Source organism: uncultured Pontibacter sp. (genome assembly GCF_947499215.1).
GTDB lineage: Bacteria > Bacteroidota > Bacteroidia > Cytophagales > Hymenobacteraceae > Pontibacter.
Genome location: NZ_CANMNI010000001.1, coordinates 840,409 through 855,878, shown reverse-complemented (window position 1 = coordinate 855,878; position 15,470 = coordinate 840,409). Strand labels below are relative to the sequence as shown.

Sequence of the window (15,470 nt, the reverse complement as noted above, 5' to 3'; positions counted from 1 at the left end):
CTACTCGTTTCACATTTCTGCTCAACAGATGGCAAGTCGTTTAAGTTCTGCTACTTAGAGTTCTGTGGTTTTGCAAAAGCTTACCAGATCACTGCAAAGGTGAAAACCAGTACGATAAGTGGGAAAATGTAATGCTGGTAAATTTTAGCGACTTTGCTCTCGGTGTTATATTTCTTGCGTTTCACAAACTGCAATATGGAGGTTCCTATAAGGGAAGTGATCATGATGTAAGTGAAAATAAAGATTTTGTCTGAAATGGTGGCGAACTCCATCTCGGGTTTGTAGGCGGAGAAGTACAGGGCGATGGAGGCCAGAAGCGAGGTGACCTGTATGGCCTCAAGCGTTTCGAAGCGGTGCAGCGGGATGTATACCGAGAAATAGGTGATGGTAAGGATAACTAGAAGCGGTGTGAACACCTTGAGAAAAAAATCGATGCGGGCCCGACTCAGCACAAAGGTATAGTTGAACTTGTAGTATGGAATGGTCTGGCGGGAGAACTCGAAGGTATTGAAGGAGCTAATGATGTCATGGTCGAAACCAACATAATGGCCGCTGTAGTTCCAGCCTCTTACCTCAAACACCGTGTCGCGGGAGGAGGGGTGGGAAGGCTGCACCAGAAACGGCGTTAGTGCACTGCTAGGCTGAAAGGAGATGGAGAAACGCTGCTGATCGAAAGGATAGTTGCGTAGATCCGGCTCAAAGATGAACTTGCCCGAAATTTTATACAGGTAGTTGTAGAGCGGATGCTCACCAGAAAGCCTACGTTGCCGGATGGGCTTGATGTCTAACAGATACTCGTGGCTCGTTTCGCTGCGGGCGGCATTGGTAAAGTCGAGCTGCTCTACAGCGAACTGGCCGGCAGAAGTCACCTCAAAATAAAAAGTGGCGTAAAAGCTTCCTTCCGTGTCGCTGACCCGGTTAATATGCACCATGTCCATGTGGGTATAGAGCACAGGCACTTTGCGCAGGGTGTCGTTTAGGTGCATGTACTGCTGCGGCGCCAGCATGTGGTAGGCGGTGGCTTTGGGCTTCCAAGCAAGCAACACGTCACCGGCTATGGCCCTGTCAGGCGTAAAATACCAGTCGTTGAACCAGCCCCTGTAAATGCGCTCGCCGCCTATGTACTGTGTCATGCCGTAGTTGATGCGTTCCCGGATGGGCAGGTCCGGGCCTTTGGAGGCAGAGGACCGAGCCGCCTCAGCCAAGAGCCCGATACTATCGGCCAACCGGGCGCCGAAGCTGAGCTGCAACTCGAGCGTTTCGCTACGCTGCACTTCCTTTCTGAAAGCCGGTATCTGCTCCTGCAGCCGTAGGTTGAAAGTCCCAGGAACGCCGATCACGTTCAGGTCGTAGAGCTCACCGACCGATAGGCCGTCAGCCTGCGAAGTCACAAAGCCAAGGTCACCCAAGGCCGTGTAGATCGGTATGTGTATACCTGCGTTTCGCAACTCCTTAATAATATAGGAGGTGATGCCGCTCTCAAAGGAGATCACCAGAAAGTCAGCGTCTTTTGAAATAAGTGCGCTACTCAGCGAGTCGAGTTCAGTTGGTGTGTAGGTATGATCGCCTGAAAACCACTTATGATGCACCAACTGCATATTGTCTTGCTGGGAAGTCACTTCCTGCATTTTCTGAAAAAGGGCAAGCGAGTAGAGATCTCCTTTCTTGCCAACAAATGCCGGTCGACGGTATTCACTAATCAGCTCCCCATATACTGCCGAAAGGTCTAGGATGCCCCGCTCCGCCGTGTACATGGTAGGGAAGTCCTCAAAAAGGGGAGTGAGTGCATAACCTCCTATAAATGGAATTCGGCTGGGCCCGACTAAATTAGAGATGGCCTTGGAGCGGGTAGAACTCCAGCAGCCCACATAGCCGATCAAATGACTGTCATTCATGGTTTCGCGCACCACTTGCTGCGCCGTTTCGGGGCTGCCCTCGTCGTCTAGATACTTCACGCGAAGCTCCCGTCCGTCCACGCCACCCTGTTGATTGATTTGCTGAAGCTTTTTGCCGATGATGAACTTGACCACCTCAAGGTCACTGGGTGTAAGCTCAATTGTGTTAAGAATTACTCCGACCGTGTAATGTCCGTTCAGGCGTGGATTGCTTGAGAAATGCCGGTAGATGATATACACCACCAGCAGTACACCCACTAGCAGCAGTGCGGATTCTTTGAAAGGTAGCGGCCTTGCGCGCATGCACAGGACTTAAGATAACTTGAACAGGAGCAATGACAGGTATAGCATGGTCTGAGACCACGATCCGGGGTGTAGCTATGTATACGGAATTGCCGAATGACGGGACTAAAGAGGTTCCTCTGCCTCCGGCCTCCTTTTCTGCCACGGAAAACGACCTTCCAGTTCGACCTGCAGGGAGAGGCTCAGAAAGGTACGGATCAGGACAATGAGGCCCAGTGTGAGCACGCGCTCCATGCTGGGTTCTGTCACGACGGTGGCAATGATGTCGGCGGCCACCAGTATCTCTAGCCCCAGCAGGATGGCTTTGCCCAAGTCATGGCGCAACTGCTTATAGGAGCGGTGGGAGTTTCGCCGAATGGGAAATAAAAAACGGAAAAGTGCGACGGCTGCCCCGATCGCAATGATCAGGACGCCAATCGCTTCGATGAACCGTGCAACGTATTCAATGTATAGCCTAAAGTCGTGCAAGGGCTGTTGAGTATGGTTTCTTATTTTTTATTTTCCGGATACCAGTTGCGCAGCCTTACTTCTATGTTCTTATCTCCTTCGTTCACTTTCTGCTTAAACGCCTCCACATCGCTCAGCCCTTCCTGTCCACGGTAGTGATAAGGGTATATCATAGTCGGTTTAAATTCCAGTACGGCAGATGCGGCTTGGTCGATATTCATGGTATAGGGTAGGTTCATGCAGACAAAGGCCATATCAATGTTGCGTAGCGCACGCATCTCAGGGATGTCTTCGGTGTCGCCGGATAGGTATACGGTTTTGTCGGCGAACTCCAGCACATAGCCGTTGCCCCGGCCTTTGGTGTGGCGGGAATCCTCGCTCTCGGGCAGGTTATACATGGGCAGGGCCGCAATGGCTATACCCAGCTGCTCGGTGTGCTCGCCGTTGCCAAGCACAACAACGCGCTGCTTATAGCTCTCCGGTAGCTTGTCAGCCACGGCCTGTGGCACCACAAAAGTAGCCTTGTCAGTATTGATGGCCTCGAGTGTCTTGAGGTCGAGATGGTCGCCGTGGATGTCGGTGATCAGGATCAGGTCGGGGTCGGCTATACCTTCAAATGCCTTCGCGCCGCCGTAGGGGTCCACGTAAATGGTTTTGCCATCCCAAGTAAAAGCCACAGTACCGTGCAGGATCGGCCTTACGGTCAGTGGTCCTTTCTCAGTTTCAATTTGGTCTTCGCTATTTGTTTGTTGGGCCTGTGCCGTAAAGAGCAGCAGCATGCCTGCCAGTAGTAGTATTGCTTTCTGTTTCATGGAGATTGTGTTTGTTGAACTGGTCATTTTATTTATTGGATTCGTAACAGCTTGCCGGGCTTTTAGTTTTGGGACCGGACTACTGCGCCTTTTCCATCTTTTTTAATGCTTGGGTGATGTAGGCTTTGGGCAGATAGGTATGGCCGATCAGGATACCTTCAATGCGTTGGGTTTGGGTGATGTCTTCTAAGGGATTTCCGCCCAAGAGCAGCAGATCAGCCACTGCACCCACCTTCAACACGCCTATGTCTTCTCGGTTAAAGTACTTCCCTACATTCACAGTGCCCGTCCGGAGGGCTTCGTAGGGGCTTAAGCCCGCCGCGACCAAGTACTCCAACTCTTGGTGGGTGGAGATGCCGGGCACATTAAATACCTGTGGGGCGTCACAGCCCAGCAACAGGCCGACTTGGTTATCGTTGCAGGCTTTGATTAGTTCCCTGCGCAGGTCCACATACCGCATGATGGCATCGGCATCGTAACGCGGGTCTGCTAGCAGCTTCTGTTTGGACGCCACCCAGTTCTGCACCGTTTTAGGAGACATGTATTTCATTTCAGGTTTGTTGGCCAGTACTTCAGGTGACTCGGCAGGTGACATCCAGCGTTCGGCAAGTGCCTGTGTCGGAACTACCCAGATGCTCTTTTCGCGCAAAGCCGTCATCAGGTTAGGTATACGGGTCGTGTCCGCCTGATCGGCGATATACATGGCAAAGAGGCCAACCTCCTGCTCCGGTATAGCCTCTAGACCCGGTACAAGGCTTTCAATAAAACCGTCCATATGATCAATAGAGGCATAGCCCGCCTCAATGGCACGCCAAACACCCACCTCGTACGACACATGCCCGGCAAAAGGCATTCCTTCCTGATTAGCTGTATTGGCAATAGCGGCAAAGGTCTCGTTGTTAAGCCCCGGATGGAGTTTCAGGAAATCGTAACCGGCCTGCTTCTGTTGCCTGACCATCTCGGCCCCGGCTTCAGGAGAATTAACGCTGTTCCCGTTCAGAGAGGGGCCTGAGGTATAGAATCGTGGCCCGATCAATTCGCCGGACTGCAATTTGCTGCGCAGTTCGAGGTGGCGTGGATGACCCAGCATCCCCCTAATGGTGGTAATGCCATGCAGTGTAAACAACTGCAGTACTTCTTTCATCTGCTCCAAGTCGTCAACAGGGGGGACATGAGCGTGCATTTCGGCCAGTCCGGGCATCAGGTATTTACCTTTTCCGTCTACGATCAGCGCATTTTTGCTGTGCTTCACTTTTCCCGCGCTGCCAATGGCCGTGATCTTCCCGTCTTTTACCACCACCGTTTGGTTCTTGATAACCTGCTCCTTATCCATCGGGATGAGGCTGACGGAGCGAAACACTACTTCCTGTTCGCTGGAGTTTACAGGTTGCTGTGCCCAAGTAGGGTATAGGCCTACAGTCAGAAGTATAAGCAGGAGAAAATATGCTTTCATGTTGCGAGACAATATTTGATTAATGAAATCTAAAATTGACCGTGTTATAGGACTGTTTGCTTAAACGTAAAAAATCCTATTAAGTCGATAGATAGCTGGAACAGCCATTACCATAAAGCAAAAAGCCACCAAATCCCGGGATTAGTGGCTTTTTGTGTTTGCGTTAAATCGTATTTTAAACCGTAAAGTAGGCTTCGAGAGCCTGCAGTGTGTTTTCCGTAGTTTGCATATCCTGCACGATTTGTCCTTTCTCGAGAATCACAATGCGCTTGCATACCTCTGTCACATGGCTCAGGTCGTGGCTTGAGATGAATAGTGTCATGCGGTGCTGTTCGTGCAGATAACGCAGCAGATTTTTCAACCTGATCTGAGAACTGGGGTCTAAGCTGGCGAAAGGCTCATCCAAGATCAGGATTTCGGGTAGGGAAAGCGCTGCTGCCGCTATACCTATCTTTTTCTGGTTGCCTTTCGAAAAGTCACGGATATACTTGCGCTGCTGTAGCACCTCACCGTTGAACAGATCGGTAAAGGGCTGTAGACGCTCTTGTATGTCCCCAGTTGACAAGCCATGCAGGTCACCAATAAATTTAAAGTACTCCTCCGGTGTAAGATAGTCGATCAGGAAGCCCTCGTCGAGGTGTGAGCCGGTATAGTGCTTCCAATTATGGGCGTGGGCAACTGGCTCTCCTTTGGCTAGGACTAGTCCTGCGGAGGGTCGCACGAGGTCTAGCATCATGCGGAATAGCGTGGTTTTGCCAGCTCCGTTATTGCCCACCAAACCTACCGTTTCGCCAGGCAGTATGTGCATCGAGGGGATGTTCACCACGGTTATACCGCTATAAGATTTCTCAAGGTTAGTTACTTCAAGCATGGGTATAGAGGTATGATGATTTGGCAGGTAATCACCTGTTTTTAATTTTAAAAGATGAATTTGTGGCTTCGGGCAGTTATAGCATAGCACCTAGGTTAATGCTGTCGGTAACCGGCTGCCATACGGTATTTGTGGTCGATGAAGCGGCTGGTGGCCAGTTGCAGCAATTGCCTGTGAAAGACAAATCCCAACAAGCCGATTAGACCGATGAAAAATACGCCCACCTGTGGCATATCGAAATAACCGAAAGGCGCATAGATCAGAAGTGGAGTCAGGAGGACGGGCAACTGCAGGATAAAGCTCGAAGCGCCTACACCTTGCCAGTTAAAAGCAGACCCACTGTTTAGGTCGAGCCGCTTCTTGTTCAAAACGGCAAAGTATAACACAAAGAAACTACTGATGCCAATGTTAAAAAGCATGGCTGCCACGTTGATGAGCACGATTTTGTAACCAAATAAGCCATAAGGCAGCGTGAGCAGGAACATGGCCAGCACGGCAGGCACGAAAAGCCAGTATTTAGCCTGTAGATATTGATAGGATGTAATGCGTTGTGTAAGCAGGGCATCGAAATGTCCGCTCTGCCAAGCAGGCACAAATTGCCCGTAGTTGAATATCGGCATACCTGTCATAAAGATACCGATGAAGATGAGCATCATATAGCCATCGGTATAGGCCTCGTTTCTATAAAACAGAAGACCGTAAAATAGCATAATCCCTGATAGCATGATCATGGATTTCGGACGTTTGTGCCGCCATATAAGCTTCAGTTCCAGCGCGATCAGTTTTCCTGTATCGCCAAATCGGTGCAGAAAGCCCAAATCGCTGCCATCCACTGCCGCAACTTTCTTGATGAAGATCTCCTCAGGGTATAAATGCGCGCGCATGAAATTGAAATTGAGCCAATAGGCAAATGCAAGCATGCCAAAAGGCACTACCAGTAGCCATGGTTGCTGCATGAGCGCACCGAAAGCATCCATAGAGAGCTGCCGCAGTGAAAGCACCTGCAAGTAATCAAGCAGCATCATTCCGGCCACGGCTACAACTAGCAGCAAAGTGGCTCTAGGATTGTTGGTTAGCTGCCGCTTGAAATAGATGAGCAGGTAGTTGTTGAAGAAAGTAAGCATGAGTAACGCTGCCAGCCACACCAAAGCTATACCTGTGCCATAAGTAGGTATAACAGCTCGCAGCATAAAGGGCACAAATACCAGCAGCATCATAAGGTTGAACATGCTGGGTATAGAGCGAAGCAGCATGAAGTGTATCAGTCTGTTGCGCCGCACAGGCAGGTGCAGGTATGGCTGCACGGCCAGCACGGGCAAGTCCTGCATCATAAACCGCAGAAGGAGGTCAATCAGAAAATAGAAGAGCAGAAAACTATTGAGGGAATCAACGGAGCTCTGACCGGGGTAGAGTTTCACTAATACTTTATCCGCAAAAAAGCCAAGCGTGACAAGGATTGAAGCAAAATAAATAATCAGCAACCCGAGGATGATATTGACGACTAAGCTTTTTTGAAAAACAGGGGACCGACTGGTCTGCTTCCACTGTTGTCGGAGTAGAACTAGAAACATAGGGTACAAAAATATATGGCTTTATAAATATTGTTGATAATATTTATATTACCAAGCCCCCATTGTAATTTCTTATTTAAATTAAATTAAGCTTATTCGACGGTAATAATGCTAACGCTAACCTCATCAATGGTGCCGTCTTCTTCTCTAATAATTTCCTCTAAGATGATGCTGTTGCCGTTTTCGGAACTCAGCAGGATATCGATGAACTCGTTGACTCCAAAACTGCCCAGCGGCGCATTGTTCATTTTAGCCGAGATGATGGCGTCGTTCGAGAAATATTTCTGAATGGCTGGGCGCCATCGGTCTCGTACTTCCAGCGGTATCTCTTCATTTAGAAGGCCATTCAGGTACCCGTCGAGACTGGTGGGCCTAGGGTAAGTCGGCTGTAAAGGTTGAGCGGGCTTTCGCTGCGCAGGCTTTGTAACTGGCTTTTGGACTGGAGGTTTCTTTTCAGGCTGAGCTGTAGTTACGGCTTTTTGCTCAGGTTGAGCAACTACGGCTTTCTTCTGCGCCTTCGCCGGTGCTTGCGCAGTCTGGTCTATAGCCGTGGTTGTGTCGTCGGGTGGGATTTGACCGGAGTTGGAAGAAGTAGCGCTGGAGGAGGTAGTACTTGCGTATGTGTCCGGTTTGCTTGGTTTGGCAGGCTCCCTTAGGTAAAAGTAATAGGTAGCCGCGGCTGCTCCGAGTACTAGCAATACAGCCAAAAGAATCAAGCCAATAGATGGCCCCTTTTTGTAGACGATTGACTCGGCCGTTACATTACCAAAGGCCCCGTAAGGTTTCCATTGTCCGTGTTCTAGATAATAGTCTGCCTCATCGGCCAGCACCTGCGCCGAGGGTCGCTTGTTTGGGTCAGGGTGCAGACAGGCCCTCACCAGATTGCTGAGATAGCGGGAGTAGGGTGCAGGCACAATCGGGATTTCGGCGCCTTGGCTTAAGCTTAGTCCCCCATTACCCAACCAAGGGGTCTCTCCGGTACAGAGCTCATATAAGCTGACACCAAGCCCAAAAATGTCGCTGGCTTCGCTATGCAAGGGGTGTGAACCGAAAAGCTCGGGAGCGGCATAGGCCGTGCCCGTAGCCAAGGGTGTGCCGGTCGCCCTGTGCAGTACGGTTCGCAACTGGCTGCTGAGTGCGGGGGCTGATAGCAAATAAGCGCCATCATTGCTGACCATGATATGGTCAGGCGATAGTTGTCTGTGTAATATAAGAGGTTGCCGGGTATGAAGGAAATAAAGCGCCGTCGCTACCTGCCTGATGAGCAAAGCAATTTCACGCTCGGGTAAAGGGCCATCGAGCAGGAGTTTTTGAGCGAGGGATTGCTGTGGTTGAAGCGGCACCACCTCATATGGGATGCCCGCATGCACCCCAAAGCCGGATGGGGACAACAGGTTAGGATGCTCCAATGCGGCGCGTTCTTCCTGCTCTTTTCGCAAGAGGTCAAGACTATGCGGGTCGAGGCGGATCTGCGGCGCATACAGTCTGAGCGTAACAGGCGCCCCTTCATCCGACCAGTCCTCTGCCTTCCATACCTCCTCAACCCTTCCCGAGCTAAGTCGCTCCTTTAAAAGATAGTGCTCTGCAAAAATGCCGTTTGTTTCCGGTGTACTCATAAATCCCTTGTATTCTCAAGGGGTAATACGGGAATAAGGAGTTGAGGGATAAAACTAGGCGTTTTACGGTGTTTACCGCTCATGCACCAGCTTAATAGCCCTTACTTTGTTGCTAGTCTCTAGTTTCAGAATATATAATCCTCTGGCTAACGTGGAGGCATCAACTGTTAATTGATTTAATTCGCCTCCTACTGCTGTATTATTTGACACCTGTGAAACTTTAGCGCCATTGCTATCATAAAGCGTGAGGGTATACTCTTGATTTTCAGGAAAACTGAAATTAACGGTAGTGTGTGTTGCAAATGGATTAGGATAAGCAAAAAAGTCTCGTCCATTATCCTCCATGTCACAATCTGATGCTAAAGGCTCATTATTGGTTGGGTCGTCAGTCGCAAGTACGCCAACGACACTTGTTTCATTTGAAGCTAGTACAATGACATCTTTACTATAATGGTGCTTTGTACTGGATGCATAATTATAATTGCCTTTAATGAGGGTGTGTTCACTGCAAAAAGAAATATTGGAGATTGAAGATTCTTTGTAAAGTATGTCTCCACCATAAGTGTCTGAGGTATAAATAACTTTTATTTTACCTAAGGCTTCATTTAGAATTAGGATTGGAAGGGTTCCTCGTTGCGAAACTTCGTACAAGCTGTCCCACTCCCCTGAAGGGCGTCTAACAAGCAGTGCGATGAGTGGGAGGCCAACTGTATTATAACCTGTTTTGACAGCGCAAAACAAGGTGCCGTCGCTTGCCACTTTCATGCTGATGTGATCATCAGACATACCGGATCCAGTACTAAGAGCTGATTGGGATGCGGGTACTTCGTCTTCTGACCAAGTGGTAGGGTCATCCCCGTCCTTATGTGTTTTAAAACCCCATCTTTTAGTTTTCTGATTAGACCAAAGTACTCCTATTCGATTTATCTGAGGTAATGAGATTACAGCGGCAACATCATCTTCCCTTAATCCAGAGGAAATTCCTGTAGGAGAACTCCAGTTTGTATAGGGTGCGTCACTCCACCTTACCTTCACATGCCCACTGAGCCCATTGGAGGCTACCCATAATCGTCCGGTTTTATCTCGATCAATGGAGGCTATCTTTACTCCATCTTCGAAGTTAATTTCACTGGCGGTCTTTTTGCCTTGCCAATATGTAAAGTGCCCGGCAGTATGATTGAACTCAATTGATATGAACTGAGAAGAAGCTCCTGAAAACAAAAGAATATGCACGATGTCACCATCTATAACATAATCAGCCCTTGAGTTCCTTGTCACCAAATTTAAAGCATGCTTCCACGTGGTGCCATCTAACTGCCAAAGATGTGTACCAGTAGAATTTGCCAATATAGACCAGTATTTACCAGCGTGGTTGAAAACCTTTGCCTGTTGTTTTTCTCTTGTAGCAAAAGACTTTGCCTCTAGGGGATCCAAATTGGTTACAGTAGTAAATTGTGCCGCTAATTCAAATGAAAAAGCAAGGGTGTAAATTAGGAAAAGCGTAGCTGTTTTTTTCATACAAATGGCCTTAAACACAAGGGGATAAACAATTTTACAAGGCAAGCACGCAGCATAACTAACATTAATAAGGGCATGTGCTCCCTATTTATAATGGAATTTATGCAAACTTCTCAAAGGACGAATCTATTAGCTATTACGCATATAATAATAAAGAGATTCGTTTACATAATATAAATGTTGATTCGCTAAAAATATTTAAATAATTATAGTATAAGTCATTTTTTTTTATTATAGCTAGATAGTAAATGTGTAATACCTTGTTATAAATGACAGAGGCAAATGAATGGCTCCCGAAAAAACAACTCTTAACTTGCATAAGCTGGGAAATGGATTGTTGTGGAAATTCTGCTCAAAAGACGAGAGGTATTGTTGGAGCAGTATAAACTTAAGATAGGCTTATGCTAGCGTGATGAATATCTAGCGATGTAACAGGGTTAGGTGTAGTTCATGCACTTACTTGTGTTTCAGGAGCACAGTCTGTAAGAACAAGCTAGGCTACTAGATATAGTTGAGTTTACCCACCCTTTGAACCTCAGATATATTTATGAGGAGTGAGTGAGGATCTTACTTGTGCAGATCTGTATTTAAAGGTTGGTATACTAGTGGGATGTCTACCGGTAGTCGAACTGAAATTCTTTTTTCATTGATTCTAAACACTCTTTGTCAATAGTATCTTTTATCTTGAGTACATAAAGCGAGTCAGCACAATCAATAATATCGAAGAACTCAAGAATGCTGTTGTATTTCTTTGGTTTTGTAAAATCGTGAAATAAAACGCAAGTGTCCTCTTTAATGTAGGGTATAGCGCATAATGCACACATTACTCTAAACCTACCGTCTATCAATAACAAATCAGGCGCCTCTATTTTAAGCTTTTCCCAAACCTGAGTGTAGTATTGAGGCCACTCATTTTTATTAAGTTCATCTATAGGTTTGCCCCATTTTCTGACTTCACCTGTATTTACATAATTCAGACTGAGTTGCTTCTCGTCTATTTTTTTTCTGATTAAATCAATAGTGATAAGGTAATCTATATAGGGTTTGTTGTTTTCTACACTTACTACCTTTTTATTCTCTTTTAGGAAATGTATGGTGCTGCCCCCCGCGCCAAATTCTACTACCGATTTACTCGGCTTTGAACTCCTTTCTAAGAGCTTCATCTCCTTGTAAGTCATACATGGGAGAAAAAAGATAGTGGGAAAGGAGTTAACTAATTTCATATCTAACTGCTGTGGTAATCCCACTTTCATTCTGGCCTTATTAGCGAAAAATTTTAGCATACCTTTTAAATAAATTATAAATTATAAGAATCATAAATAATTCATAAGATGAAAAAAAAACCGTCCTCGTCCTTTCATATAAATCAAATAAAGAGACGAGGACGGGTTTAATATTGGGTTAAGGCACCAATTATATTTGGGATTTGATGTTATCTTTCAAGCATCAGCCTAAATGTCTCATTTTTATTTCTTGTCTGAAGCCTGATTATATAAAGCCCTTTTCCTAAATCAGAACCATCAAAGTCAAGTTCATGCAAATCTCCTGATATAGCATTGCCCTGCTGCACAACTCTAATTAACCCCCCTTTGCTATCATAAAGTGAGATAGTATAATCTCCATCTTCTAATGCAGTAAACCTCACTCTGGCCTTGCTAGAGAATGGATTTGGATGAGCACTGAGTCTTTCAAGGCCAGGCGGAATCCCTTTTGGATGGTTCACATGGCCTGGTGGACTTGCTTTGGAGTTCTTCTCAGAAGGCATTGCCCCATCGCTATCCACTATGGTGAAGGAGATGGAGAGCGGAGTGCCAACCGTGCCCGTGGCCTTGCTGCCTTCGTAGGGGGTGGCCCTCAGGGTGTAGGTGCCCGTTGCTGGCGGGTTCCAGTTGCCGTAGTAGTAGTTGCCGTTGCCGTTGTCGCCGTGCAGGGCGTAGGGGGCGCCGTTGTCGGTGTAGGTCTTGCTCTGGGCCCCGCTCAGCTCGAAGCGGACGCTGCCCACCGAGGCCGGCGAGGTGTTGGCCCGGATGTTGAGCTTGGTGTTCGCCAGCGAGGAGAGGCTGATGGTGGCCCCGTCCGCTAGGGTTTGCACATCCTGCTCTGTGTGTGAATCTACTAAGACAAAACTTGTCACCTCTAGTGAACCACTGCTGACGGCAGTAAAGGTAGCTGTGATGTTCTTGTTCCCATCCATAAGAAGATTTAATGGATTGGCGGTGCTCGAGGCGTCTCCACTCCAGCCGGCGAACTGGTAACCGGCAGCCGGTGTGGCCGTCAGGCTCACGGTGCTGCCTGCCGCATAGGTTTCTTGATTAGGACTTTTGGCTACCGTTCCGCTGCCTGTGGTATTTGTGGTTAAGCTATACTGATCCGATGGTGAGTCATCGCTATCCACTATGGTGAAGGAGATGGAGAGCGGGGTGCCGGCCGTGCCGGTGGCCTTGCTGCCTGCGTAGGGGGTGGCCCTCAGGGTGTAGGTGCCCGTTGCTGGCGGGTTCCAGTTGCCGTAGTAGTAGTTGCCGTTGCCGTTGTCGCCGTGCAGGGCGTAGGGGGCGCCGTTGTCGGTGTAGGTCTTGCTCTGGGCCCCGCTCAGCTCGAAGCGGACGCTGCCCACCGAGGCCGGCGAGGTGTTGGCCCGGATGTTGAGCTTGGTGTTCGCCAGCGAGGAGAGGCTGACGGTGGCCCCGTCCGCTAGGGTTTGCACGTCCTGTTCTGTTACCGCATCAACCAGTACAAAGCTTACCACCTCCGGAGCACTAGGAGTTTCGGTGAAGGTAGCCGTAAGGGTTATGTTGTTATTCATGACCACAGAAAGAGGATTAGTAGTGCCAGTTACATCTCCGCTCCAGCCGGCGAACTGGTAGCCGGCAGCCGGTGTGGCCGTCAGGCTTACGGTGCTGCCTGCCGCATAGGTATTTTGGGTTGGACTTTTACTAACCGAGCCGCTGCCCACTGTGCTCACAGAGAGGGTATACTGCTCTGAAGGAGGAGGTGGTGATGAACCGTCATCATTTACCAACACTCCGGCTGCCACGCCTGCATCTTCGTCTGTTGTGAGTATCACCCCGCTTGAACTAAAGTTTTGTTTGCTGCTGGTTGGGTCACGATATGGCGCACCTCTCATTAAGGTCATCTGTGGTCCAATGGAGATGTTAGAAAGAGGGGATTCATTATAGAGAATGTCGCCCCCGTAGGTCTTTGATGGGTAAACAACCCGTAATTTCCCAGCTTCTTCATTTAGAACGACAATTGGAGTTGTTCCTATGCGCGAGACGTCATACAAATCATCCCATACGCCATTTGGCCTACGTACCAGCAATCCTATCAAAGGATATGCTTCATCATTGTATCCCGTCTTGATGGCACAATACAGGGTACCATCACTGGCGACTTTCAAGTTCATATGGTCATCGGCCATTCCATAACCTACGTCTAATGCAGACTGTGAAGCCGGTACTTCATCAGCAGACCAACTTGAAGGAGATGCTCCATCAGTATGGGTCTTAAAACCCCACCTGTCGGTGTTCTGATTAGACCACAGCACACCTATTTTCCCGGGCATGGCAATAACAGCAGCTGCGTCATCACTTCTTAGGCCACTTGCAATTGTTACAGGTGCGCTCCAATTAGAATAGGGCGCATCGCTCCACTGTACATGCACTTCGGTGTTTCGAGCATAAGCCAGCCACATTCTGCCTGTGCCATCTACATCTATCGTAGCAGTTCTGACTTCACTGTTGAAAGAGAAATTTATGATTGATGACCTTGATGGCCAAATTTTGAAGGTTTGAGAAGAGGGAACATATTCAGCAGATATTAACTGTGAAGTGTTACTTTGGTAAACAAAGACATGTACCACATTGCCCACTATTTTACAATCGGCTCTGCCCTTCCTGCTGGTAAGCATCAACACATGGGTCCAAGATGTTCCATCTAGGCGCCAAAGGTGAGTGCCTGTTGAGTTAGCCAGAGCAGCCCAATGCTTCCCATCATGGGTAAACACTTTGGATTGTGCTTTGTGATGGGTACCTACACCTGCCTCTATAGTAAGATTATTCAAGTTTGTTACGGAGGTAAATTGAGCTGATAATCCTAAAGAATAGAAAAAAGCGAGTACTAAGAGATAAGTAAATTTTTTCATAAGGAGGATTTTAATTTATAACATAGTCAAGGTTCTAAAGGGCAGAGCGCTTAAAAGCGCATGCGTATCATTTATTTTAAGATTTAGTGTTTGATTAAATTGATTGTATGTGAGTCTAAAATTATTTTGGGCACAATTCAGGTCTTTTTATAGTCTTATTTTATGAAAAAGTTTAGAGAAAACTATTTTATTTGGTGAAATGTGTGTTTTTTTTTGTGGATGGATTAAGTCTTGTGCTAACAGGATTATTTAACACCTATTCTTAAACTAGCTCCCTGAATTCAGTACTGCTTGATTAGAGGTATAAAGTGAGAACCCACCTGCTTTATTAAGGGGAGAAAAAGTATGGCGAGGATGATTAAAGTAACGGTGAATCACACCTTAGCCTATAATTCGAGATAATGTTAAGAAGCGAATGTGGATTTCCTAATCGGATGCCCTCCTAATCTCTAATGGATACTTAGCGCCACACCTTAAGGATATCTAGGAAAATAACATAGCCTGAAAGCTGCTAAAGTCTATTTCGGTTGCCTTTTCAAAGCGCACGTTGTAAACCCAAATTTATTCAAGATTGAACGATGAGTAGTCATTCATATGGAAAGTGCAGACTATAACAGTGCTTGTTGAGGCTGTCCAAATTGAGTTTGTAGTATTACAGTTGGCTTTTTATTTGTTTAAAACCATGATTTTTTTTCGATAGTCAGATTCTATATGCTTCATATAAATCCAACTAAATGTTCAACTGGAGAATCAGTCGTAACGGCAGCAGGTTTAACTAGGTTACGGTTAAATGTCGGTATTAATTGCACTTATTCAATAATAAATAAGGAATATGATGTTTAT

The 15,470-nt window shown here is 47.3% G+C and carries 10 protein-coding genes; all 10 read right to left on the bottom strand.

Features of this window, described 5'->3' with window-relative positions:
- Positions 1 to 80: 80 nt before the first annotated feature.
- Positions 81 to 2,198: an ABC transporter substrate-binding protein gene (locus Q1A04_RS03695; protein WP_299701355.1), complete on the bottom strand. Its 2,118-nt coding sequence runs from the start codon at positions 2,196 to 2,198 to the stop codon at positions 81 to 83.
- A 105-nt stretch (positions 2,199 to 2,303) separates the two neighbouring features.
- Positions 2,304 to 2,666 (bottom strand): DUF1622 domain-containing protein, encoded by a 363-nt coding sequence (locus Q1A04_RS03690; protein WP_299701353.1) that lies wholly within the window; start codon positions 2,664 to 2,666, stop codon positions 2,304 to 2,306.
- A 20-nt stretch (positions 2,667 to 2,686) separates the two neighbouring features.
- Positions 2,687 to 3,457, bottom strand: coding sequence for an MBL fold metallo-hydrolase (locus tag Q1A04_RS03685; RefSeq protein ID WP_299701351.1), 771 nt, complete (start codon positions 3,455 to 3,457; stop codon positions 2,687 to 2,689).
- 79 nt (positions 3,458 to 3,536) lie between these two features.
- On the bottom strand, positions 3,537 to 4,910 hold the full coding sequence (locus Q1A04_RS03680) for an amidohydrolase family protein (RefSeq protein ID WP_299701349.1): 1,374 nt from the start codon (positions 4,908 to 4,910) through the stop codon (positions 3,537 to 3,539).
- 175 nt (positions 4,911 to 5,085) lie between these two features.
- The gene (locus tag Q1A04_RS03675) at positions 5,086 to 5,781 is read right to left on the bottom strand and encodes an ABC transporter ATP-binding protein (protein ID WP_299701347.1); all 696 of its coding nucleotides are present in this window, start codon (positions 5,779 to 5,781) and stop codon (positions 5,086 to 5,088) included.
- Positions 5,782 to 5,876: 95 nt separating this feature from the next.
- Positions 5,877 to 7,352 (bottom strand): DUF5687 family protein, encoded by a 1,476-nt coding sequence (locus Q1A04_RS03670; RefSeq protein WP_299701345.1) that lies wholly within the window; start codon positions 7,350 to 7,352, stop codon positions 5,877 to 5,879.
- A 92-nt stretch (positions 7,353 to 7,444) separates the two neighbouring features.
- Positions 7,445 to 8,968 (bottom strand): protein kinase, encoded by a 1,524-nt coding sequence (locus tag Q1A04_RS03665; RefSeq protein WP_299701343.1) that lies wholly within the window; start codon positions 8,966 to 8,968, stop codon positions 7,445 to 7,447.
- A gap of 72 nt (positions 8,969 to 9,040) precedes the next feature.
- Positions 9,041 to 10,486: a T9SS type A sorting domain-containing protein gene (locus tag Q1A04_RS03660; RefSeq protein WP_299701341.1), complete on the bottom strand. Its 1,446-nt coding sequence runs from the start codon at positions 10,484 to 10,486 to the stop codon at positions 9,041 to 9,043.
- A 614-nt stretch (positions 10,487 to 11,100) separates the two neighbouring features.
- Positions 11,101 to 11,769, bottom strand: a complete 669-nt coding sequence (locus Q1A04_RS03655; RefSeq protein ID WP_299701339.1) for a hypothetical protein — start codon at positions 11,767 to 11,769, stop codon at positions 11,101 to 11,103.
- Between the two features lie 149 nt (positions 11,770 to 11,918).
- Positions 11,919 to 14,048, bottom strand: coding sequence for a T9SS type A sorting domain-containing protein (locus Q1A04_RS03650; RefSeq protein WP_299701337.1), 2,130 nt, complete (start codon positions 14,046 to 14,048; stop codon positions 11,919 to 11,921).
- Between the last annotated feature and the right edge of the window lie 1,422 nt (positions 14,049 to 15,470).